The 19,571-nt window shown below is 61.0% G+C and carries 18 protein-coding genes and 1 pseudogene; 6 read left to right on the forward strand and 13 right to left on the reverse strand.

Annotation, left to right across the window (positions count from 1 at the left end; translation table 11 throughout):
- Positions 1-75 precede the first annotated feature (75 nt).
- The gene (locus AB4N64_RS01755) at positions 76-597 is read left to right on the forward strand and encodes a hypothetical protein (protein WP_460121472.1); all 522 of its coding nucleotides are present in this window, start codon (positions 76-78) and stop codon (positions 595-597) included.
- 270 nt (positions 598-867) lie between these two features.
- On the opposite strand, the gene AB4N64_RS01760 is transcribed toward AB4N64_RS01755, so the two are convergent.
- From AB4N64_RS01760 to AB4N64_RS01785, 6 genes are read right to left on the reverse strand one after another with little or no spacing between them, the layout of a single operon-like run.
- Positions 868-2,199, reverse strand: coding sequence for a DUF58 domain-containing protein (locus AB4N64_RS01760; RefSeq protein ID WP_460121474.1), 1,332 nt, complete (start codon positions 2,197-2,199; stop codon positions 868-870).
- Positions 2,196-3,197, reverse strand: a complete 1,002-nt coding sequence (locus AB4N64_RS01765; protein WP_460121476.1) for an AAA family ATPase — start codon at positions 3,195-3,197, stop codon at positions 2,196-2,198. The genes AB4N64_RS01760 and AB4N64_RS01765 overlap by 4 nt, the downstream gene beginning before the upstream one ends.
- Complete coding sequence (locus tag AB4N64_RS01770; RefSeq protein ID WP_460121478.1) at positions 3,194-4,357, reverse strand: DUF4350 domain-containing protein; 1,164 nt, start codon at positions 4,355-4,357, stop codon at positions 3,194-3,196. The genes AB4N64_RS01765 and AB4N64_RS01770 overlap by 4 nt, the downstream gene beginning before the upstream one ends.
- Positions 4,354-5,901, reverse strand: coding sequence for a DUF4129 domain-containing protein (locus AB4N64_RS01775; protein WP_460121480.1), 1,548 nt, complete (start codon positions 5,899-5,901; stop codon positions 4,354-4,356). Before AB4N64_RS01775 ends, AB4N64_RS01770 begins: the two co-directional genes overlap by 4 nt.
- Positions 5,888-6,865, reverse strand: a complete 978-nt coding sequence (locus AB4N64_RS01780) for a stage II sporulation protein M (RefSeq protein ID WP_460121482.1) — start codon at positions 6,863-6,865, stop codon at positions 5,888-5,890. Before AB4N64_RS01780 ends, AB4N64_RS01775 begins: the two co-directional genes overlap by 14 nt.
- Complete coding sequence (locus AB4N64_RS01785; RefSeq protein ID WP_460121484.1) at positions 6,862-7,587, reverse strand: RDD family protein; 726 nt, start codon at positions 7,585-7,587, stop codon at positions 6,862-6,864. Before AB4N64_RS01785 ends, AB4N64_RS01780 begins: the two co-directional genes overlap by 4 nt.
- Before the next feature lie 184 nt (positions 7,588-7,771).
- Between AB4N64_RS01785 and sbcB the strand changes: the two genes are divergently transcribed.
- Positions 7,772-9,202 carry an exodeoxyribonuclease I gene (sbcB, locus tag AB4N64_RS01790; protein ID WP_460121486.1) on the forward strand — a complete coding sequence of 477 codons (1,431 nt, stop codon included), beginning with the start codon at positions 7,772-7,774 and terminating at the stop codon, positions 9,200-9,202.
- An 86-nt stretch (positions 9,203-9,288) separates the two neighbouring features.
- Here the strand turns inward: sbcB and mvaT are convergent, their stop codons facing one another.
- Complete coding sequence (mvaT, locus tag AB4N64_RS01795) at positions 9,289-9,666, reverse strand: histone-like nucleoid-structuring protein MvaT (protein ID WP_460121488.1); 378 nt, start codon at positions 9,664-9,666, stop codon at positions 9,289-9,291.
- A 319-nt stretch (positions 9,667-9,985) separates the two neighbouring features.
- Between mvaT and purU the strand changes: the two genes are divergently transcribed.
- From purU to AB4N64_RS01810, 3 genes are all read left to right on the forward strand, one after another.
- Positions 9,986-10,834, forward strand: coding sequence for a formyltetrahydrofolate deformylase (gene purU / locus AB4N64_RS01800; protein ID WP_460121490.1), 849 nt, complete (start codon positions 9,986-9,988; stop codon positions 10,832-10,834).
- An 86-nt stretch (positions 10,835-10,920) separates the two neighbouring features.
- On the forward strand, positions 10,921-11,100 hold the full coding sequence (locus tag AB4N64_RS01805; RefSeq protein ID WP_460121492.1) for a hypothetical protein: 180 nt from the start codon (positions 10,921-10,923) through the stop codon (positions 11,098-11,100).
- Positions 11,101-11,415: 315 nt separating this feature from the next.
- On the forward strand, positions 11,416-12,351 hold the full coding sequence (locus AB4N64_RS01810) for an IS110 family transposase (RefSeq protein WP_460121494.1): 936 nt from the start codon (positions 11,416-11,418) through the stop codon (positions 12,349-12,351).
- Between the two features lie 87 nt (positions 12,352-12,438).
- Here the strand turns inward: AB4N64_RS01810 and AB4N64_RS01815 are convergent, their stop codons facing one another.
- The 5 genes and pseudogenes from AB4N64_RS01815 to AB4N64_RS01835 form a co-directional block, all read right to left on the reverse strand.
- Positions 12,439-13,434: a lysylphosphatidylglycerol synthase transmembrane domain-containing protein gene (locus AB4N64_RS01815; RefSeq protein ID WP_460121495.1), complete on the reverse strand. Its 996-nt coding sequence runs from the start codon at positions 13,432-13,434 to the stop codon at positions 12,439-12,441.
- Positions 13,431-14,207: a DUF2334 domain-containing protein gene (locus AB4N64_RS01820; RefSeq protein WP_460121497.1), complete on the reverse strand. Its 777-nt coding sequence runs from the start codon at positions 14,205-14,207 to the stop codon at positions 13,431-13,433. Before AB4N64_RS01820 ends, AB4N64_RS01815 begins: the two co-directional genes overlap by 4 nt.
- On the reverse strand, positions 14,200-15,312 hold the full coding sequence (locus AB4N64_RS01825) for a glycosyltransferase family 4 protein (protein ID WP_460121499.1): 1,113 nt from the start codon (positions 15,310-15,312) through the stop codon (positions 14,200-14,202). The genes AB4N64_RS01820 and AB4N64_RS01825 overlap by 8 nt, the downstream gene beginning before the upstream one ends.
- Before the next feature lie 134 nt (positions 15,313-15,446).
- Positions 15,447-16,211 carry a methyl-accepting chemotaxis protein gene (locus AB4N64_RS01830; protein ID WP_460126564.1) on the reverse strand — a complete coding sequence of 255 codons (765 nt, stop codon included), beginning with the start codon at positions 16,209-16,211 and terminating at the stop codon, positions 15,447-15,449.
- A gap of 93 nt (positions 16,212-16,304) precedes the next feature.
- A pseudogene (locus AB4N64_RS01835) lies at positions 16,305-17,336 on the reverse strand (HAMP domain-containing protein); the annotation flags it as partial.
- A 166-nt stretch (positions 17,337-17,502) separates the two neighbouring features.
- On the opposite strand from AB4N64_RS01835, the gene AB4N64_RS01840 reads away from it, so the two are divergent.
- Positions 17,503-18,984, forward strand: coding sequence for a helicase HerA-like domain-containing protein (locus AB4N64_RS01840; RefSeq protein WP_460121501.1), 1,482 nt, complete (start codon positions 17,503-17,505; stop codon positions 18,982-18,984).
- A gap of 10 nt (positions 18,985-18,994) precedes the next feature.
- Here the strand turns inward: AB4N64_RS01840 and AB4N64_RS01845 are convergent, their stop codons facing one another.
- Positions 18,995-19,450 (reverse strand): DUF721 domain-containing protein, encoded by a 456-nt coding sequence (locus AB4N64_RS01845; protein WP_460121503.1) that lies wholly within the window; start codon positions 19,448-19,450, stop codon positions 18,995-18,997.
- Positions 19,451-19,571: the final 121 nt, after the last annotated feature.

The following is a 19,571-nucleotide window of genomic DNA, read 5'->3' on the forward strand; positions in this document are numbered from 1 at the left end:
CGGGGCGGCTCATTCAGAATGCCGAGGACGCCGCCGGCGTCTCGGGAACGTTTGACCATTCGAGGTGAACACATCATGAGCGATGAAGAAATCCCGGGCCGTAATCTGGTGGAATCCAGCCAGTTCGAACCGAACTGGGAGGCAGACTGGAAACATGATGGCGTCGGCTTTGCCGGTGTATTCATAGACGAGACGTATGGATACTACATACACCTCAATGCCAGCGCGCAGGTACTCCAGAAGGTGATGGTGCCGCGTTTTACCTTGAACCAGTGGCCGGAGGTGCAATTTCGCCTGGGATGTCAGTACGAAAACGTGGCCAACGGCAAAGAGTCCAGAATCGTCGTCACCACCAGCTTGGGCCTGGAAACCATCATCGGCCTGAGCGGCCTCCCCGGGAAGGCCGAGTGGAACGAATATCCACTGCGGCATCTGGAGAAAATGGCACAAGAGGACGAGAGCCTCGACATCACCCTGCACGGCCCGAGCATCGGCGGCTCGGGCGGGCTACGGCTCACCGCGATCACCTGCGACGTGCTGATCCCGCCGCTTCGGGTCAAACAACTCAAGCTCGACAACAAAGAGTACAACCCCTGAGCCCTGTACCTGTAGGAGCCAGCATGCTGGCGATGGAGGCCCAGACACCGCGGGCATCCAGACAGCCCACGTCATCGTTGACGACCATCGCGACGGTTCGACGCCTCGACATGCTCGCTCCTACAGAGATCGGCGCCGTCCTGTAGGAGCCAGCATGCTGGCGATGGAGGCCCAGACACCACGGGCTTCCAGACAACCTGCGTCATCATTAACGACCATCGCGACGGTTCGACGCCTCGACATGCTCGCTCCTACAGAGATCGGCGTCCTTCAGAACACCCCGGCCTTTTTCCATTCCAGATACCGCGTCACCAGCGCCGCACCCAGTTCACGGGGGGTGGCATCCAGCACTGGCACCCCATGGGCGTTTAGCCGCTCATGTACGTCGGCCCGCGCATTGAGCAGGTCCACCGTCCCGCAATAGGTCAACGCTTGCGACAAGGTTTGCACCGATGTCTGACGCAGGCTGTCGAGCAGCTCTTCGCGAAGGCTGGTGACCAGCACCCGATGCTGTTTTCCCAAACGCTGCACCGCCGTGAGCAGTTCGTCATCGTCTTCGTCGCGCAGGTTGGTCACGAGCACCACCAGCGAGCGGCGTTTTTGCCGGGCCAGCAGTTGCGTCACCGCCGCCTGGTAGTCGGCGCTGCGTTGGCTGCTGTCGAGGTCATAGACGGTGTTGAGCAGCACATTGAGCTGCCCGGCACCCTTGACCGGCGCCAGGTAGCGCAATTGCTCGGTGGCGAAGGTACTCAGGCCCACCGCGTCGCCCTGGCGCAAGGCTACATAGCTGAGCAACAGGCAGGCATTGAGGGCATGATCGAAATGCGTCAGCTCACCATCCTGGCTGCGCATGCGGCGGCCGCAATCGAGCAGGAACACGATTTGCTGGTCGCGCTCGTCCTCATACTCGCGGGCAATCGGCGTGCGTTGCCGTGCCGTGGCTTTCCAGTCGATCTGGCGCAGGCTGTCGCCTTCGCGAAATTCGCGCAGCTGATGAAACTCCAAACCCAACCCGCGCCGTTGCCGCTGACGCACGCCCAGTTGGCTGAGCCAGTTGTCCACCGCCAGCAATTGGCCGCCGTAAAGGCGAGCAAAATCCGGGTAGACGCGAGTGCTGCCAGGCACGCTGGGCAAGCGTTTGTCGGTCCACAGGCCCAGAGGGCTCGGCAGGTTGATTTCACAGCGCTCGAAGGTGAAGTGCCCGCGATTGAGCGGGCGCAGGCGATAACCCGCCTGAGTATGCTGACCCGGTTGCAGTTCGACCGACAGCGGCAGGTTCTCGAAACTCAGGCCACCGGGCAGATGATCGAACAGCTCGACAGTCAGCGGTTGGGTAAAGTCATGTTCGACCTCCAGCCGTACCTCGCCCCAGCGACCCAGCGCCAGGCTGCCGGGCAGTTGTCGTTTGATGTGCGGCGATGGCAGGCGTCTGACCCGCCATGCATCGATCAACGCCAGGGCCAGCAAAGCCAGCAGCAACCCCCAGTTGATCGACAGCAGCGTTCCGGGAACGCCGACCTCCAGTGCCCGCAATGCGCCCAGCACAATGGCAATGGCGAGCAACAGCGCCAGCCAGCCCAACAGCAGGCGCGAAGGTTTCACAGGCGCGGTGCCGGCACTTGATCGAGCAACTGACGCAACACCTGATCGACCTCCAACCCTTCGATGTCCAGCTCCGGGGCAATGCGCACGCGATGGCGCAACACGGCCAGCGCACACCCTTTAACGTCATCCGGAATCACGAATTCACCGCCGCGCAGCAAGGCCCGCGCCCGTGCGCAGCGCACCAGGGCGATGGAGGCCCGAGGGCCGGCACCCAGGTTCAGGCCCGGCCAGTGGCGAGTGGTGCGAGCCAGGCGCACGGCGTAATCGAGGACCTGATCGTCCAGGGGCAGATCGCTGGCGATGCGCTGCAAGGCCAGCACGTCCTTGGCCTGCAACACCGTGCGCAGCGGCTGAACGTCGAGCATGTCGGCGCGGGTCGAACGGCTGACCTGGCGGACCATCTGCAATTCCTGCTCGGCGTCGGGGTAGTCCATGCGCACCTTGAGCATGAAACGATCCAGCTCGGCTTCCGGCAGTGGGTACGTGCCTTCCTGTTCGATGGGGTTTTGCGTGGCGAGCACCATGAACGGTTGGGCGATGGGCAGGGCGCGGCCTTCCAGGGTGACCTGGCGTTCCTGCATGGCCTCGAGCAGCGCCGCCTGGGTTTTCGCCGGGGCACGGTTGATCTCGTCGGCCAGCAGCAAATGGGTGAACAGCGGCCCCTTGCGCAGCTTGAATTGCTCGGTCTGCAAGTCATACACCGCGTGCCCGGTGACGTCGCTGGGCATCAGGTCCGGGGTGAACTGGATGCGCGCGAATTCGCCACCAAAGCAGCGTGCGAGTGCGCGCACCAGCAGAGTCTTGCCCAGCCCGGGCACGCCTTCGAGCAGCACATGGCCGCCAGCGATCAGGGCGCAGAGGACGTCGTCGATCACCGTGTCCTGGCCGATGACCACTTTTTGCAGCTCCGCCCTGATTGCCTGGGCCAATTGAATGGCACGCAGGCGTTGCTGCTCGGCGTGGCTCGGCGTACCGGGCTGGGTCTGTTCACTCATAAGGCGTTCCTCAAGGTTTGCAAGTGGGCGACCTGGCGGCTGAATTCAACGCTGGACAGCCGTTGTTTGCCTCGCGGGCCCATGGCCTGGCTGATGGCGCGGGTGGGCTGGCCGGTCAGGCGTGCCAGTACCAGCCATTGTTCGGCGACGCCCAGTTTTTCAAAACCGGGATGACGTCGGCGTACCCGTCGCAGGATGTCGTGCTGCAAGGCTTGCAACAGGTTGGCTTGCGCGCCGCGCCGCCACATGAAATCGGCGCTGGCGCGCAGGTGTTCGTGAAGTTGCCGGCGGGCCCGTGGTGCGGGCTCGATCAAGGGCCCGTGGCGCACGCCGACGCGCCACAGGCCCATGACGATCAGGGCGGCGAGGGCCACCAGTGCTTGGGGGAAGTACCGCAGCAACAGGGTCAGCAGACCGTCGTGATCAGTGTTGAACATCAGGGTCACGCGGGTATTGGCGGTCAGGTACCAGAGCAGCCACGCGTTGTCGTATCGCTCGATGGCGTTGTTTTTCCAGAGGTCGGCATCGGTGACGACGGTGATCGAACCGAGCCCGTGGTTCAGTTGCATCATGTGGGTGGCCTTGGCGCTGTTCGCCCAGGCTTGCGCCAGGTTGTGCGGGTCTTCGAGGTGGAAAGTGGTGCGAAAGCTCGCGTAGGCGGGGGCGTCCTCGTCCTCAAGATAGAGCTTGGTCAGTTTCGGGTAGGGGTCCTGCTCGGCCTGCGGTGGCGCGTCCTTCAGGTCGTCGCTGAGCAACTGGTGAAGCTGCACGCGGTCGAGCAGCGGGTCGTGGCTGCGACCCAGTTTTTCATCCCAGATCGACTCGGCGATAAAGAGCAGTCGCCCGCCAGCGCGGGTCCAGTTCAGCACTTGCTCAATCTGGCGCGGGGTCATGCTGGAGCGATCGCCGAGCAACAGCAGGCTCTGCTCGCGCGGTTCCAGGGTCGGCAAGACGTCGAGTCCATTGGCATGGCTGACACTCAAGCCCTGTTTGCGCAAAAAGGCTTCGGCGGCCAGGTAAGGGTTGGCCGCAGCCTCGGGTGAAGGGCCGTGGTCGACTTCCTCCTGATAGGGCGTCGCCCTGGCATACAGGTAGACGCTCAGCGCAACCAACAGCAGCGCAATGACCATGCCGGCGACCTGCCCAAGGCGCCGATTCAAGGTTGTGCCCCCGCACCAAAGAGGCGGCGCCAGCCCTCGCACAACGCCTGTTGCACGGACGGGGCGGGCACGCGATGCCCGTAGGCCATGTTTTGCCAATGGTGGGTAAGGTTTTGGCTGAAGGCCAGTAACTCGGGGCGTTGCAGGCGTTCGATGCGCGTCAGCACCTGGCCTTCGGTATCGGCGGGCGTCAATGCCAGGTCATATTCGTGCAGCATGTGGCTGAGCAGCGCGCGGTAAAGCAAACCGAGCGCCTCCCGGGGGTTGGATTGCCACAGGTTTTCAGCGCTGGTGGCGATGTCTGCGGGCAAGGTCTCGCGGTCAAGATCGAGGCCGAACGCCTGTTGCGGCAACGTTCGTGACGCCTTGTGGCCCCGTACCTTCGCACGCCCGCTGACGAACGCCCGCAACCAGTCACGGTAACGCCAGGTCAACCATGCGATCGCGCCGATGACGAAGCTCCACAGCAGCACTTCGATCACGCTTGCCAGCGTGCCGAGATGCTCGCTGTTCAGCCATTTTTGCAGCAACTTCAACCAAGCGGGGGAGTGACCGTCGTCCCGAGTTTCGCCCGCCGATTTGTCATCGCCGAAGCGGTAGCGGGTCACGGTCTCCCGGTTCTTGAACGGTGGCTGGTCGAGGATTGCCCGGATGTTGTCACGTGAAGCCTGGCTGGTCAGGGGTTGGTTGAGCAGGCGCGGGCTGTCGGGGCCGGTGGCCGGTTCTTCGGCCCATACGTTGGGCGTTCCCTGCACCAGAAGAAGCGCGGCCAGCAGCAGAAGCACGGCGGTGCCGTTCAGGCGTTGGCGCAGGCGGCGGAACACCAGCTCGATGTCCCAGGCCTCCAGCACCGTGCGACGGTTCAAATACAGGCTGAAACCACACGCCACGTAGATCGGCTCCCAGACCACCAGTACCAGCACGTAGAAAGCATTGGTCAGGTGTTCCAGCCAACGCCAGTCCTGGGTGGCGGCGGACAGCAGCGTCTGCCAGCCCCAGTCGATTTCAACCTGTTGCGGCAGCAGCAGGTAAAACAGCACCATCAGCCCGACCCACAACGCCGTTTCCAGGTGCACCCCGATGATCGTCAGCCAGCGCGCCGCGCCGCCGTCGCGTTGCGTGAGCACCTGCAAGCGCTGTTGCCGCTCCAGCCCAGCCAGGCCTTCGAGCTGCACCACCGGCATCAGGAAACTGCGACTCAGGCTCAGGCGCCGCCAGGTCAGGCTCGCCAGCAGCTGTGGCCTGAGCAACCGTGGCCATTGGCGCAGTGCCTGCTGCAAGGTTGGCGTTTCGCCGAACAAGGCCTTGGACAGGATGTACAGCGGCAGTCGCTCGAACGCCGGTTTCAGCCACCAGAAAATCAGCACGGCCAGGCTTGGCGAATCCCACAGCAACAGGGTCAGCAGGGCAAAGACCGGGAGGGTGATGATTGCCCAACTGCTCATCAGCAGACGGCGGTGTCGCTGGCTCAGCAGCACACCCAGGTCCATGGCTTCCCAGGTGCTGCGCGGGCGGATCACCACGCTTGCGTCACTCAGGCGCATGGCGCGTCCGCCCGGCAAACAGCAGGTACATCGCCACCAATGCCCAGAGCGCCGCGCCGACCATGTATTTGGTCCGCGGCGCAGGTCCGGTCATCGACGACCAGTAGGCTTCGATAAACGCGGCAATCAACAGAAACAGCATCACCCCACAAATCAGCAGCACACTTTTGCGCGCCGCCAGGCGTAACGCTTCGGCGCGGGGCAGGCGTCCCGGTGCGATCAGTGCCCAGCCCAGTTTCAACCCGGCGGCACCCGCCAGGGCGATGGCACTGAGTTCGAAGGCGCCGTGGCCGATCACGAACGACCAGAAGGTCTGCCCATAACCGATCTGCGTCAGGTGCCCGGCCACCGCGCCGATCATCAAACCATTGAAGAAAAGGAAAAACGCGCTGCCCAGGCCGAACAGCAAACCGCTGGCGAACGTCTGAAAAGCGATGCCGATGTTGTGCATGATGTAGAACCCGAACATCACCCAGTCTTCACTGGCGGCCCGTTCCTCCGAGCGCCCCAGGTGACCGGCAACCGGGTCGTACATGCCTTGCATTTCGCTGACCTGTTCGAAAGGAATCAGGTTGTAGACCAGGTCCGGGAACAGGTAAACCAGCAGCGCAAAGCCGATCAGGCTGCCAAAGAACATCAGGCTGGCGACCAGTACGAAGCGCCACTGCTCGCGCACCAGTCGCGGAAAGTCCGCGAGGATGAAAGCGATGATATTGGCACCCAGGTGGCTGCGGTGGCGGTACAACTGTTGATGCCCGCGCAGCACCTGCTGTTGCAACGAATCGACCAGGAAACTGCTGTAGCCACGCTCCTGCGCCAGGGCCAGGTGCTGGCAGAGCCTGCGATAGTCCTTGGCAAAACTGGCGACCCGCGAGGCGTCCTTGTTTCGCTCCAGTCGATCCAGCATCAGGGAAAACTGCGCCCATTCGGCCTTGTGGCGGTTCTCGAAGAGGCTTTGCTTCATGCCGGCCCCAGCAAACCACGGGCGACGCCATTGAGTTGTGCCAGCGCCTGTGGGGCGGGCACGTGCAAGGGTTGGGCGAGGAGGGTGGCCAGCTCGGTGACACGTGCGGCAGACAGTTCGCCCTGGCGCTCGGCAAAACCAAGGACGGCGCGTTGTTCGACCAGCGTCAGGGTAAAGGGCGCACGCAGGGGGTCGACGTCGGGCAGTTGTGGCCGGGTGACCGGCTGTTCTCGATAGACCACCAGCGTGCCGGCCGCCAGGTCGCCCAGGCGCTTGAAGTTGGGGTGTTGCAGGCAACTGATGGCGCCGAGGAAGTAGCCGAACGGCAGCAGGTCGACGAAGCGCAGCAGGTTGCGCAGCAGCGAGGCGGACCAGCCAATGGGTGTGCCGTCATCCTGAACCACACGCAGGCCCATCCAGTGCTTGCCCGGTGAGCTTCCCTGGTTGAGCACTTCGAACAGCACCATGTACCACCAGTTCACCGCGAACATCAGGATCGCGCCGAGCCCGGCACCGAGCTTGCCGAAGAACGCCAGGACCATGAACAACACGCCCACGATCAACGCGCGCAAACCCAGGTCGATGGCAAAGGCGAGAGCGCGCACCATCAGCCCGGCCGGGCGCAAGGGCAGGTCGATGCCTTCGGGCGTTTCAACCTGATGCCGCGTATCCAGTGGCGGGGACAGCGTCGCTTTCCTTGGCTGTGCTGCGGTCTCGAGCATGGGCAACCTGATGTTGAGGCCTGGTCGGGATTCTGTGTCCACCCGATGCTAGCAGTCTCTGGGGGGAAAACGACATAACTATGTATTGCACGCAGCAACGCCAGCCGTGATTGACTGCAACAACGCTGGCCGGGGCGGGATGCAAACGCCTAGACTTCGCTGATCTTCAGTTCAGGAACAGCCCGTGACCTCCATCTTCTGGTACGACTATGAAACCACTGGCATCAACCCCCGTTGCGACCGTCCTCTGCAAGTGGCAGGGCTGCGTACCGACTTCGATCTCAATGTCATAGATGAACCGGTCAACCTCTATTGCCAGCCCAGTGATGACATCCTGCCCCACCCGGCAGCGTGCGCGATCACCGGTATCACGCCGGGGCAATTGGACGAGCACGGTTTAAGCGAGGCCGACTTCATGACCCGGGTGCATGCCGAACTGGCGGCGCCTGGCACCTGTGGCGCGGGCTACAACACCTTGCGGTTCGACGATGAGATGACCCGCTACAGCCTGTACCGTAACTTTTTCGACCCCTATGCGCGTGAGTGGCAGGGAGGTAACAGTCGCTGGGATCTGATCGATGTGGTTCGCGCGGCGTATGCCCTGCGTCCCGATGGACTGGTCTGGCCCCAGGATGAAGACGGGCGGGTCACCCTCAAGCTCGAACGCCTCACCGCCGCTAATGGCATCGATCATGGTCATGCCCATGAAGCGCTGTCCGACGTGCGCGCCACCATCGCGCTGGCCCGGTTGATCCGTGAGAAACAGCCGAAGTTATACGACTGGCTGTTCCAGTTGCGCAGCAAGCAGAAGGTGATGGATCAGATTCGACTGTTGCAGCCGATGGTCCACATTTCCGGTCGCTTCTCGGCTGCGCGCAGTTATGTCGGTGTGGTGTTGCCACTGGCCTGGCATCCGCGCAACAAGAACGCCTTGATCGTTTGCGACCTGCACCTGGACCCTCAGGGCTTGCTCGATCTGGATGCCGAGACCCTGCGTCAGCGCCTGTATACCCGCCGAGAGGATCTGGCCGAGGGCGAGTTGCCGGTGCCACTCAAACTTATCCACATCAACAAATGCCCGGTGGTGGCGCCGATGTCGGTGCTGCGCGCTGATGATCAGCAGCGGCTGGGGCTCGACATGGCGCTCTATCAGGCGCGGGCGTTGCGACTAAATGACGCACGGCAAGTTTGGCAAGATAAAGTCCAGGCCATTTATGCCCGCGAAGACTTCACGCAGAGTCAGGATCCGGAGCAGCAGTTGTACGACGGTTTTTTGGGTGATCGGGATCGACGTCTTTGCGAGCAAGTGCGAGCGGCAGACCCGGCACAATTAGCTCGGGAACCGTGGATGTTCGATGATGAGCGTCTACCTGAATTACTTTTTCGATATCGAGCACGTAACTTTTTCGATACCTTGAGTTTCGAAGAGCAGGAGCGTTGGAGAATATTCTGTCGGCGACGTTTGTCAGAACGTGAAATGGGTGCGCCCAATACCCTTGAAACTTTCGTAGAGGCCGCAGCCCAGTTGAAGAATACCGCTACGCCGTTTCAGCAACAGGTGCTTGGCGAATGGGATAATTATGTGCAGGCATTACGCGAACGATTGAAGCTTTGAAAATGAAAATGCCGGCCCTCAAATAGCGGGCATAAAAAAACGCCAGCAGGTTGCTGGCGTTTTTGTGCAGCAGATTGCGCGGGCGCTTAGCCCAGCAAGGTCGACCAGCCTTCAACCACGTCACCGCCCCACTTGGCTTTCCACTCTTTCAGGGTCTTGTGGTTGCCACCCTTGGTTTCGATGACTTCGCCGTTGTGCGGGTTTTTGTATTGTTTAACTTTGCGAGCACGCTTGGTACCGGTAGTTTTGACGACGCCACCACGGGGTGCCTTGGTTTTCGATTCCGGGTCCAGCAGCGCAATGATGTCACGCAGCGACTTGGAATATTCGGCCATCAGCGCGCGCAGTTTGCCTTCGAATTCCAGCTCGGTTTGCAGTTTGTCGTCTTGGGACAGGTTCTTCAAACGGGCTTGCAGCTCTTTGATGGCTTCTTCGGTGGCGCGATATTCGTTGATCAAGGACATGGGGACTACCTTATGTTGTGACGCAGAGTGTCAGGGGACAGTGCGGCAATAATAGTCAGGCTGTTTCATCAAGTAAACATTAAGCAGGGCTTTATTTGTATTAGTTGTGATGAATAGGCGATCAATTGGCAACGCAGTTAAATAATGATGCATATAGTTGGACCAAAAGAGTGCAGTCACAGACAGGCGGATATGCACGAGCGGGTGCTTTGCATCCCGGTACTCGATGCCGCCAGCAACACAAGGTGTCATCAATACTGCAGTTTTGCTGCACAGCCGCTAGAATGGCGGCCTTTGCGAAGTTCTGGAGTTTCCCCCCATGCGCACCTTTCGGTTGGTGATTTCTTGCCCGGACCGCGTCGGTATCGTTGCTAAAGTCAGTAACTTTCTGGCGTCCCATAATGGCTGGATCACCGAAGCGAGCCACCACTCGGACAATCTCAGTGGCTGGTTCTTCATGCGTCACGAAATTCGGGCCGATTCGCTGCCTTTTGGTATCGAAGCCTTTCGCGAGGCGTTCGCACCGATTGCCGAAGAGTTCGCGATGGACTGGCGCATTACCGATACCGCGCAGAAAAAACGCGTGGTATTGATGGCCAGCCGCGAATCCCATTGCCTGGCCGACCTGCTGCACCGCTGGCATAGCGATGAACTGGACTGCGAAATTTCCTGCGTGATTTCCAACCATGATGATTTGCGCAGCATGGTCGAGTGGCACGGCATTCCTTATTACCATGTGCCGGTCAACCCACAGGACAAAGAGCCGGCTTTCGCCGAAGTCTCGCGCCTGGTCAAGCAGCATGATGCCGAAGTGGTGGTCCTTGCCCGCTACATGCAGATCCTGCCGCCAGCGTTGTGCAGCGAGTATGCGCACAAGGTCATCAACATTCACCACAGCTTCCTGCCCTCGTTCGTGGGTGCCAAGCCGTATCACCAAGCCTCTCTGCGTGGGGTTAAATTGATCGGCGCGACCTGCCACTACGTGACCGAGGAGCTGGACGCCGGTCCGATCATCGAGCAGGACGTGGTGCGCGTCAGCCACAGCGACAGCATCGAAGACATGGTGCGTTTCGGCCGTGACGTCGAGAAAATGGTATTGGCCCGTGGCCTGCGTTATCACCTGGAAGACCGCGTGCTGGTACACGGCAACAAGACTGTGGTGTTCTGATAACACCCTCGCAGGGTTGAAATTCGAAGGGCCTGGGCGTTCAATCGCTCCAGGCCCTTCGCCGTTTCTGCATCGAGGAAATGATCATGGCTGACCCGCTCGACAAAGCGACATCTCGCGCACCTGCAACACTGGGGGAAGGGTGTTTGAGCCGCTACGACCCCGATGACCTGAGCCCCGACGATGGCACTGAGTTTCCGGACGCGCAGGCGCTATGGGAGCAGTTGAACAAAGAAGCCGACGAAGTGCCGGCGAAATCCGACTGACTGGCACCGCCTTGTTTTCCTGCAGGAGCGGACTTGTCCGCGATGGTCGTTAACGATAACGCGGGCAGCCTGACACCCAGCGTTGGTCGAGCCATCATCGCGATCAGGCTCGCTTGTATGTTTAGACTTGAAGGGGTGGGGTGGGACTACAGACTCGATTCTGACTCTGACCAGTACAGACCGTGGGAGACTTCTCCTCCCACCCCTTCTACCCAAAGCGCCGATAAGGAATTCATCGGTTAACCGACGATAGAGACAAGCCAGCGCAACGGTAGACCCCAACAAGCACCTAAACCCTAGCTCCGAGGATTTGTTATGACAATCCTTACTTCGCAAACGGTTGTCGGTATCGATGTCGCCAAGGCCGAGATCGTTGTCTACCGCGCTGATCAGCAAACCCTTGAATCCATTAAAAACGAGCGAGCAGCCCTCAAACGTTGGCTTAAAACGCTGCCAGCTCAAAGTGCCATAGCACTTGAAGCCACCAACATTTACCACTTGGACACGGTCGAGCTGGCTCACGAAATGGGCCACCAGGTCTACGTAGTGGATGCTTATCGTGTGAGCCATTACCGCCGTGGAGTCGGTCAAAGAGCCAAGAATGATCCCTGCGATGCACGCTTGCTGGCGCGTTACCTGGAGAGCGAACAAAGCAAATTGCGGATCTGGACCCCGCCGCCCAAAGCCTACAGCACACTGAAGAGCCTTCTTCACAGGCGGGCAACGCTGATCAAGAACCATACTGGGCTGATGTTGAGTTGGACCAGTGAACCTCTGTTGAAAAAGCTACAAACCGCTCAACAGAAGGCATTCAAGCAGGCAGATCAGGCTATCCAGAAACTGCTGCGCAAGGTCAGTAAGGAGGCAGGAATTGAGGAAAATATCGAGCGCTGCAAAGCCATAGAAGGCGTTGGAGAGCTAACTGCAACGGGGTTGGCGGCGACCTATATACGGGGAGATTTTGCGAACGGCGATGCATTCATCGCGTTTCTAGGGATGGACTTGGCGGTCGATGACTCCGGCAAGAAAAATGGGCTGCGATCCCTGACCAAAAAAGGGGATCCGGAGGTGCGTCGTTTGGCTTACAACGCGGCAATGGCGGCGTGTCGCTCGGCCAAATGGAAGCCGTTTTACGAGGCATATCTGGTCAGAGGCTTCTCGAAAACCCAGGCCTTGGTAGCTTTGGCCCGAAAGCTCTGCCGAGTGGCATTCGCCCTGATGAAAAATCAGAGCGAATACCTGTCAGCTTGAGAATTCAAGCTTGTCGGGCAACATAGAATCTCCCACAGTAGATTTGCGCACGACACGTAGGCAAGGGCCGCGGTTCGCGATGGCGGTTTACACGTGTTTGGGTCGCATCAGTTTTTTCAGCAACGGCCGCCCCAGCATCAGCAAAAACACCGGCCCGCCCACCACCAGATAAAAGTAATAGGTCACCGCGCGCCAGATCAGGATCGCTGCCGCAGCGGTGGATTTGCCGACCATGGGCGTCAGCAGCGCAGCCGAGGTCAGTTCCGCAGCCCCAGCACCGCCGGGCAACAGGCTGAATTGCCCCGCGCTGAGCGAGAGCATCTGAATCAGGAAACTCCACGCCCATTGCAGGTCGGCGCCGAGACCGCGCACCGCCAGGTACAACACGCTGTAACGCAGCAGCCAATGCACGCAGGTCAGTGCAAATACCGTGATCAGGGTGTTGAAGGGCAACTTCAGTGTGTCGGTGAAGGCCGCCAGAAAATGCAGGAGTTTGCGCGCCCAACGCATTCGAGTGGCGCCTTTCACATTGAGGCGCATCAGCAGGCGCCCACTGAGGCGAATCAGCCGGCGGTGGTAGCGTGCGATGACCACACAACTGAGCAAGCCGCCAAACATCGAAACGGCGCTGACCATCAACAGCCATTCCATGCGCTCGCTGAGGTGCTGGAACAACGCATAAATCAGGATGCCCACCAGCGCGCAGAGGAAAAACAGCAGGTCGCTCAGTTGATCCATGGCAAACACGGCGCTGCCCCGCGCCGGCCGTACGCCGTTGCGCGCCAGCAGTGCCATGATCGTTAACGGTCCACCGCTGCCGCCCGGCGTGGCGCAATAGGCAAATTCCGCCGCCATCACCACGCCCAGGCTTTTCACCGGGCTGACCTTGCCCCGTTGATCTCCCAGCAACAGGCGCAGGCGCTGTGTGTTCACGAGCCAGCACAGCACAATCATGGTGAACATGATCAACAGCACGCTCAGGGGAAACGCCTGCAAGCGCGCCCAGGTCTGGTTGCCGCCGAGCAGCAGGGGAATCAGGATGGCCGCGAGCAGCGCGACAAACAGCAGGATGCCCCGGCTCATGCGGCGCGACCCAGGCTTTGGCTGTGCTGCTCCAGCCAATGGGCCTTGGTCAACGGCACTCGCCCCTCGTCCAGCAAACGCCTGAGGGTGACCAGCCAGTAGTCCCGCGAGAAGCCATGACGCATGTCCACCGGATGCACGCCCAGGCGAATCACCGGTGCCTGACGCCAGCGTTGCTCGCGCTGATCGCTCAGCAGCCTGGATACACCGCGCCGCCAGGCGCTGCGGGCGCTCCACACCAACCCCGGCGCCTGGATCCGCGCGAAGTCCGGCAGGCGATACAGGTGCTGCGCGTCGCTGGTGTAGCGCAGCGGCAACTGGCTCAAGGCCTGGCGGGTGCCTTCGCTCATCAGCCAGGCCGGAGCAACAAATCCGTGCAGCGGCCATCGGTATCGATCGAACACCTCGATGCCCGCGCACAACCGGGCGAACGCTGCATCGCGGGACAGGCTGTAGAACTCGCCTTCATGGGTATAGATGCGGCGCATGAACCAGTCTCGTGGTGTGATGGGCGGCGGGCCTTCGTCACAATGAAAATAGCCATGCAACGCCAGTTCGTCACCTCGGGCGACACGATCGTCGAGCAGGTGACGAAACCCCGGATGAGCTTCCAGGGGGTTGTGCCGGTGAAAGTCCGGCACCACCAGCCAGGTCATCGGTATATCGCCCAGGGCATCGACAGCTTCGACAAACGGCTGGTAATCGGCCCAGGTTTGCGGCGCAACGTCGTGCAGCACCAGTAGCAGGCTTGGCGTGTTCACGAGGTCAGCCATTGGCGATCAGCGGCCATTGGTTGCCCAGGACAGCGTGATAGTGCCCCAACAGACTCTGAACCACGGTGTCCCAGCAGTAATGTTGCTCGACATGGCGACGAGCCTGCCGACCCAGGTCGACGCTGCCCGAGGCGAACAACTCCCGTACCGTATTGGCCATTGCCGAGGCGTCGTTCGGTTCGCACAACAGGCCGCAGTCAGGGGTAATGATTTCCGAAAAAGCGCCGGCGGCCACGGCCACTACCGCAATGCCACAGGCCATGGCCTCGAGGGTCACCAGGCCGAAGGTTTCCTGATCGCCGGCATGCAACAGCGCATCGGCACTGGCCATGAGCCTCGCCACCTGGGATGCCGGAAGGAAGTCATCGATCACCGTCACGTTGCCCGGTACAGCCGCCGGCATGGACGACCCCACCAGCAGCAAGTGATAGCGCCGCCCCAGGTGCGTCATGCAGTCGAGCAGCACCGGCAGATTTTTTTCCTTGGAACCGCGCCCGGCGAAAATCAGCAAGTGAGTCTGTTCGTCGATGCCCAACTGCGCGCGCAGGTCGGGATCGCGTGCGTCGGGGTGAAAGGTGTGCAAGTCGACGCCCAGGGGCTGGACGAATACATTCTGTACGCCCAGGCCGATGAGTTTGTCAGCCATGATCTGGCTCGGCGCCAGTACCCGGTCGAAGTTGCCGTACAGCTTGCTGACATAGGCCTCGACATTATTGGTGACCCAGTTGCCCATTCGGTTGCTGACCAGCAATGGCAGGTCCGAATGGTAGAAACCGATCACGGGTACATCGAGCTGGCGACGGGCATCCAGCGCGGCCCAGGCCGTGAGGTAGGGGTCGCCGACTTCAATCAGGTCGGGTTGCAGATCCTGGAGGACATTGCGCCAGGGCGCCAGGCGAAGGGGGAATCGATAACCCTTGCCAAAGGGCAGGGCGGGAGCCGGTACGGTGTAGACACCATCGGCTTCACTCAGATGCGAACCGGGAATCAGCAAGCTGTGGCGAATGCCTGACTTGATCCCCAGGCGACGATGTTTGGCATCCAGATAGGTTCGAACGCCACCGCTGGCAGGGGCGTAGAACATGGTGATGTCAGCGATATGCACGATGAGCGTCCCTCCGACCTGGTCTCTCCCTTGGTTGACCTTAATGAAGAATAGATGTTCGGTTGGGGTTTCGGGATGGTTTCACCGGCCTCATCGTCGGTCGGCGCTCCGACGATGAGGCCGTGAGTGACACCCTAGATGCGGAAACTGCCGACCAGCTGCTGCAACCGCGCCGCCTGCCGCTCAAGGTCGGCGCAGGCCCGCAGCGTCGCCTGCAGGTTTTGCACCCCTTGCTGGTTCAGCGTGTCGATCTCGTTGATGTCGACATTGATGGCCTCCACCACCGCCGTCTGCTCCTCTGTCGCCGTGGCCACCGACTGGTTCATCCCGTCGATGTCGCCAATGCGTGCGGTGACGCGGTCGAGCCGCTCGCCGGCCTGGTTGGCGATCTTCACGCTGTCCTGGCTTTGGCGGTGGCTGTCGCTCATGGTGCTGACCGATTCGCGCGCGCCGACCTGCAATTGCTCGATCATGCCCTGCACCTGTTCCGCCGATTCCTGCGTGCGGTGCGCCAGGTTGCGCACTTCATCGGCCACCACGGCAAAACCGCGGCCGGCTTCACCGGCGCGGGCGGCCTCGATGGCGGCATTGAGCGCCAGCAGGTTGGTTTGCTGGGAGATGCTGCTGATGACTTCGAGAATGTGCCCGATGTTCACGGTTTTGTCGTTCAGCGACTCGATATGGGTGCTTGAGGCGCTGAGCATCCTCGACAGTTGATTCATGGAGACGATGTTGCGATCGACCACCTGCTGGCCTTCTTCGGCCAGGCTGCGGGCTTCGCTGGCCTGGCTCGATGCCTGGGCGGCGTTGCGTGCGATGTCTTGAGCGGTGGCGCCAAGCTGGTTGATCGCGGCGACGACGCTGCTGGTGCGTGAGGCTTGCTGGTCGCAGTTGGTCATCGACGAGTTGGAGGCCGCTACCACCCGCAGCGCCACCTCATTGACCTGCACGGTGGCCGAGCACACTTCACGGATGGACCCGTGAATGCGCTCCACGAAGCGGTTGAACGCGATACCGAGCTGGCCGAACTCGTCGTTGTTCTGGATGGTCAGGCGCCGGGTCAGGTCACCCTCGCCGTCGGCAATGTCGATCAGTGCGCGGGTCATGATGTGCAGCGGCTGGATCAGCAGGCGGATCAACATGCCCAGCAGGGCGATGATAGAGACCACGGCAATGACGGTAGCCACCACTGCCGAGGTGCGAAAGGCATTGAGCATCGAGTAGGCCTGTTCCTTATCCACCGACAGACCGATGTACCAGTTCACCGACGACAGGCCTTTGATCGGGGTGAACGTGACAATGCGGGTCTTGCCGTCGACCTGTAGCTCACTGACATCGTTATTGATCCGCGGCGTGCCGTCCGGGTAGGCCAGGGACAGGGATTTCATCACCAGCGACTTGTCCGGGTGCACCAGGATCTTGCCCTCAGCGTTGACCAGGAACGCGAAACCCATGCCGTTGAAGTTCAGGGCATTGAGACTGTCGATGATCATTTGCAGGCTCAGGTCGCCGCCGACCACACCGACCTGGCGCTCGCCCCTGGACACACGCTGGACGATGGAAATCACCTGTTTGCCGGTGGACACATCGGTGTAGGGTTCGGTGAGTACCGGCCCGCGACGGTTCTGCGCGTCCAGGTACCAATCCCGCACACGCGGGTCGAAACCCTCCGGCATTGTGTTGTCCGGGCGGATGACGAAGTGCCCGTCCTGGGTGCCCATGAAACCGGCGACGAAGGCCGTGGTGATCGCGTTCTGTTCCAGCAACCGGCTGATATTGCCCTGGTCTGCGTTCAGTGCGATGTTTTGTGCGAGGTTTTCCACCAGCAGGCTGCGACCGTTCAACCAGGTCTGGATGTTGTTGGCCGTCACACTGCCCATTTCATGCAGGTGGTCGTTCAGGTCATTGCGGATCGCATTTCGTTGCTTATAGTCGTTGTAGAACGTAAAGGCAGTGAAGGCGAGAGTGACGATGAGGGCGGCCACAAGCAGGATCTTATGGCCAAAGCGCATATTTTTATTCATGGATCGATGTCCCGATAAGGTCTTTGGACCCACGGCGTGCTTTTATAACAGGCACGCGCATGGGCGACGGGTGAAGTCACGTTGATGGTTCCGTCTTCGCCTTAGGGGATTACCAACGACCCTTGTATCGACTGTGATCGTTCAATGTTTAACCAAGGTGGGCAAAATGCACGATTCATCGCAACTCATTATCGGCGCCGACCCTTCAGGACAGCCGATTGCCCAGGCCATGCGCCTGGCGAACCGCCACGGGCTGGTCGCAGGCGCCACCGGAACCGGCAAGACCGTCACCCTGCAACGCCTGGCCGAGGCATTCAGCGATGCCGGTGTGGCGGTCTTTGCCACCGATATCAAGGGTGATCTGTGCGGTCTCGGTGCGGCGGGCAACCCGCAGGGCAAGGTGGCCGAGCGAATTGCGGGCATGCCTTGGCTCAATCACACGCCCCAGGCTTATCCGGTGGCGCTGTGGGACATTCATGGTCAAACCGGCCACCCCTTGCGCACCACCCTGAGCGAAATGGGCCCGTTACTGATCGGTGCGCTGCTGGAGTTGACCGACAGCCAACAGTCGGCGCTCTACGCCGCCTTCAAGGTCGCGGACCGTGAAGGTTTGTTGCTGCTGGATTTGAAGGATTTGAAGGCGCTGCTCAATCACCTGCGTGATCACCCCGAATTGCTCGGCGACGACGCGGCGTTGATGACCACAGGTTCGAGTCAGGCACTGCTGCGGCGCCTGGCGGTGCTCGAACAGCAGGGTGCCGACGCGTTGTTCGGTGAACCGGCGCTGCAACTCGAAGACATGCTGCAACCGGCGGCCGATGGCCGCGGTCGTATTCACCTGCTCGATGCCAGCCGCCTGGTGCATGAGGCGCCGAAGGTCTACGCGACCTTCCTGCTCTGGTTGTTGGCCGAGTTGTTCGAACAACTGCCAGAGCGCGGCGATGCCGACAAACCCTTGCTGGCGCTGTTCTTCGACGAGGCGCATTTGCTGTTCACCGATACGCCCAAGGCGTTGCAGGAGCGTCTGGAACAGGTGGTTCGGCTGATACGCTCCAAAGGCGTGGGGGTGTATTTCGTTACCCAGTCGCCCGGCGACTTGCCGGATGACGTGCTGGCGCAGCTTGGCTTGCGCGTCCAGCATGGCTTGCGCGCATTCACCGCCAAGGAGCAGAAGTCCCTGCGCGCCGTGGCCGACGGTTTCCGCCCGAACCCGGCGTTCGAGGCCCTGTCGGTGTTGACCGAGTTGGGCATTGGCGAAGCACTGGTGGGCACCTTGCAGGACAAAGGCACGCCGGAAATGGTCCAGCGGGTCCTGGTCGCGCCGCCGCAATCACGGATCGGGCCATTGAGCGAGACCGAACGCACCCTGCTGATCGCCGGTTCGCCGTTCAAGGGGCGGTATGACAAACCGATCGATCGCGAATCCGCCTATGAAGTGCTGATGGGGCGCAAGGACCTGGCGCCAAAACCTGAAGCGCAACCGCCAGAGGCGCAGGAGCCGAGCTTCACCGAGCAGGCCGGGGAGTTCCTGGGGACCGCCGCCGGGCAGGCCCTGAAATCGGCGATGCGACAGGCGGCCAATCAGTTGGGCAGGCAGTTGGTGCGCGGTTTGATGGGCTCGCTGTTGGGCGGCAGCAAACGCCGCTAGCCGGCAACCTTCAGGCTTTTGGCTTGGCGTGCGCCGCCAGTCGTTCCAGCGCGGCGCGCAGGTTGGGATCGGTGATGCCGTCGGCGGTGGCCTGAATGGTTGCGGCGGCATCGGTGGACAAATCTGCCGTATGACCGATCACGCCTCGTTGTACGGTGGGTGGCTGCACCTTGAACAGGATCCGGTTGAGATTGGCGAATTCCTCGAACATCTGTAGCTGGCGTTGCAGGCGTTTTTGCTGATAGCGCAGGCGGGTCGCCCAATGACCATCGGTGACAATCAGCAACAAACTGCCTTCGCGCCAGGACGCTACATGGCAATGCTCACGGGCGGCAGGCTGCAACTGGCTGTCGAGCAGGCGCTGTAAATGGCTCAGGCGCTGAGCGTGACCGAGAATGGCTTTGAGCGGCTTGGCTTCGCGAAGCAGAACGGCGGGTGCTCTGGCCGTGAGAGGGCGAAATGCCATGATCCGACACCTGAAGTAACAGAGCCGCCATGGTAGCAGAAAGCACCGCAAGCACCTGCCCCATTGCTTTGCGTGCGCTTTACTCATTAAATCAACAGGTAACTTCTGCCCTCAGCGGGTT

The sequence above is a fragment of the Pseudomonas sp. S2_C03 genome, from assembly GCF_054668405.1.

What these genes read in the sequence shown, in the direction of transcription:
- AB4N64_RS01755 (WP_460121472.1), top strand. Translation starts at nt 76, where the DNA reads ATGAGCGATGAAGAAATCCCGGGCCGTAATCTGGTGGAATCCAGCCAG.
- AB4N64_RS01765 (WP_460121476.1), bottom strand. Translation starts at nt 3,197, where the DNA reads ATGAGTGAACAGACCCAGCCCGGTACGCCGAGCCACGCCGAGCAGCAA.
- AB4N64_RS01775 (WP_460121480.1), bottom strand. Translation starts at nt 5,901, where the DNA reads ATGCGCCTGAGTGACGCAAGCGTGGTGATCCGCCCGCGCAGCACCTGG.
- AB4N64_RS01780 (WP_460121482.1), bottom strand. Translation starts at nt 6,865, where the DNA reads ATGAAGCAAAGCCTCTTCGAGAACCGCCACAAGGCCGAATGGGCGCAG.
- AB4N64_RS01785 (WP_460121484.1), bottom strand. Translation starts at nt 7,587, where the DNA reads ATGCTCGAGACCGCAGCACAGCCAAGGAAAGCGACGCTGTCCCCGCCA.
- mvaT (WP_460121488.1), bottom strand. Translation starts at nt 9,666, where the DNA reads ATGTCCTTGATCAACGAATATCGCGCCACCGAAGAAGCCATCAAAGAG.
- purU (WP_460121490.1), top strand. Translation starts at nt 9,986, where the DNA reads ATGCGCACCTTTCGGTTGGTGATTTCTTGCCCGGACCGCGTCGGTATC.
- AB4N64_RS01805 (WP_460121492.1), top strand. Translation starts at nt 10,921, where the DNA reads ATGGCTGACCCGCTCGACAAAGCGACATCTCGCGCACCTGCAACACTG.
- AB4N64_RS01810 (WP_460121494.1), top strand. Translation starts at nt 11,416, where the DNA reads ATGACAATCCTTACTTCGCAAACGGTTGTCGGTATCGATGTCGCCAAG.
- AB4N64_RS01815 (WP_460121495.1), bottom strand. Translation starts at nt 13,434, where the DNA reads ATGAGCCGGGGCATCCTGCTGTTTGTCGCGCTGCTCGCGGCCATCCTG.
- AB4N64_RS01820 (WP_460121497.1), bottom strand. Translation starts at nt 14,207, where the DNA reads ATGGCTGACCTCGTGAACACGCCAAGCCTGCTACTGGTGCTGCACGAC.
- AB4N64_RS01830 (WP_460126564.1), bottom strand. Translation starts at nt 16,211, where the DNA reads ATGACCAACTGCGACCAGCAAGCCTCACGCACCAGCAGCGTCGTCGCC.
- AB4N64_RS01840 (WP_460121501.1), top strand. Translation starts at nt 17,503, where the DNA reads ATGCACGATTCATCGCAACTCATTATCGGCGCCGACCCTTCAGGACAG.
- AB4N64_RS01845 (WP_460121503.1), bottom strand. Translation starts at nt 19,450, where the DNA reads ATGGCATTTCGCCCTCTCACGGCCAGAGCACCCGCCGTTCTGCTTCGC.